Source organism: Polaribacter sp. (assembly GCF_965656025.1).
Lineage (GTDB): Bacteria > Bacteroidota > Bacteroidia > Flavobacteriales > Flavobacteriaceae > Polaribacter.
The window spans coordinates 15448-16900 of record NZ_CBFHJT010000006.1 but is presented as its reverse complement, the minus strand read 5'-3'; the positions used below and the strand labels follow the sequence as shown (position 1 = coordinate 16900).

Annotated in this window: 2 protein-coding genes; both read right to left on the bottom strand. The window is 27.4% G+C overall.

Going from position 1 to position 1453, the window contains the following annotated elements:
* Positions 1 to 150 precede the first annotated feature (150 nt).
* A complete protein-coding gene (locus ACTG3S_RS01990) occupies positions 151 to 1005 on the bottom strand; it encodes a hypothetical protein (protein WP_439127702.1) in 855 nt (284 codons plus the stop codon).
* A 70-nt stretch (positions 1006 to 1075) separates the two neighbouring features.
* The coding region (locus tag ACTG3S_RS01985) for a hypothetical protein (protein ID WP_439127701.1) at positions 1076 to 1453 on the bottom strand (378 nt) is incomplete at its 5' end.

Genomic DNA, 1453 nt, shown 5'->3' with positions numbered 1-1453 from the left:
AGCTCTTTTGTGATGAGTGCATAATTATTGTCTTGAGCAAAAATAGGCGCGTTAAAAAACATAAAAGCTATAAAACTTAGACTTATTATTTTGGTTTTTATATTCATTTCTATTTTTTTACTCATTCACTATAAAAGTAATAAAATCAATTTAATTTTTACAATCTTGCTTTGCAACCCTAAATTCAGTAACATCATTAATAGTAACTATGGTACCGTCTTTATATTCTATATCTAAAGGAAAATTTAGCGATCCTTTTTCTTTAATATCTGGGTTTGCAATATGCCATTCTCTAACCAATTTAAAATCTTCTCTTAATAAAACATCTATCACAGTAGCATCAGGCATTGTAAAACTAACGGGCAAAGCCAATTTAAAACACTTTCTTTTATCTTTGGCATCTTTACAAGCTTTTTTGACTTCTTTTAACTCATCAACATCTAATAAAGTTTCTATTGTGCCATCTTCTAATTCTATATCTAATGGAAACACTAATTCTGGACGCCCTTTAGAAGGTCTATTATCTTTGTACCACTGTCTAACCAATACCCAATCTTCTTTTTCCTTTAAGGTGATGTTTGTATTATCTGGCATAAATAGGGTTAATGGTAAAACAAAAGTAAAACACTTATGTCTTCTTCTTTTTGCTTTTTCTCGTCTATCTTGTAGCTGTTTTCCTTGTAATGTAAAATAAACATCTGCTGTTGCTTCTGCTCTTTCCTCATTATCAGTTGCCACAGCAACTTTATAACCTAAATTAGGCGCAATTTCTACTGAGGTTATATAACTATCTGCTAATTCATCAGAAAAAGCAGTTTCTGTAGCTACTGGTAAATTTGATTCAGAAATTTTAGTTTTTGTAGCATTGTCTATTTTTTCTATCAAAGCTGAATCATCTGTAATTGTTTCATTGTTCTCTGAACAAGAAAATAGAAATACTAAAAAGAATAGCACTGTAGAAAATGTAATTTTTGAAATACTTAATTTTAAATGTGTGGTTTTCATAATTGATAATTTTAAATTAATAATTGCTGTTACTCCTTAGAACCTACATTTTTAAAATAGTTTGAAAAAATTATAAAATAATTTTATCTACAAAGTTGTTTTTAGTGTAATTATCTATTAATGAATCTTCTACAAATAAAGAATTGATAAATAAATCATCTATTTGTTGCTCAGAAATTTCTGCTTTTATTACAATTTCATTAATTAAAGTCATTTCGGTAAAAGAATCTAAATCTGCATCATTTACCATAATAGCGTTTATTAAAACATCATCCTGAAAAGATAAAAGCTCGATATTTGTATTTTCTATATCACCATTATTTAGGGTTTGTAACCAAACAGTTAAGCTTAACAAACATACTACAGAAGCTGCAATTGCATATTTAAAATTAGGTTTTAACTTAAATACTTTTTGTTTTTTAGAGGTTTCTTTAACTACATCTTGTTT

Bases quoted from the DNA above. Each gene is read 5' to 3' on its own strand.
- ACTG3S_RS01990 (WP_439127702.1), bottom strand. From the start codon at position 1,005: ATGAAAACCACACATTTAAAATTAAGTATTTCAAAAATTACATTTTCT.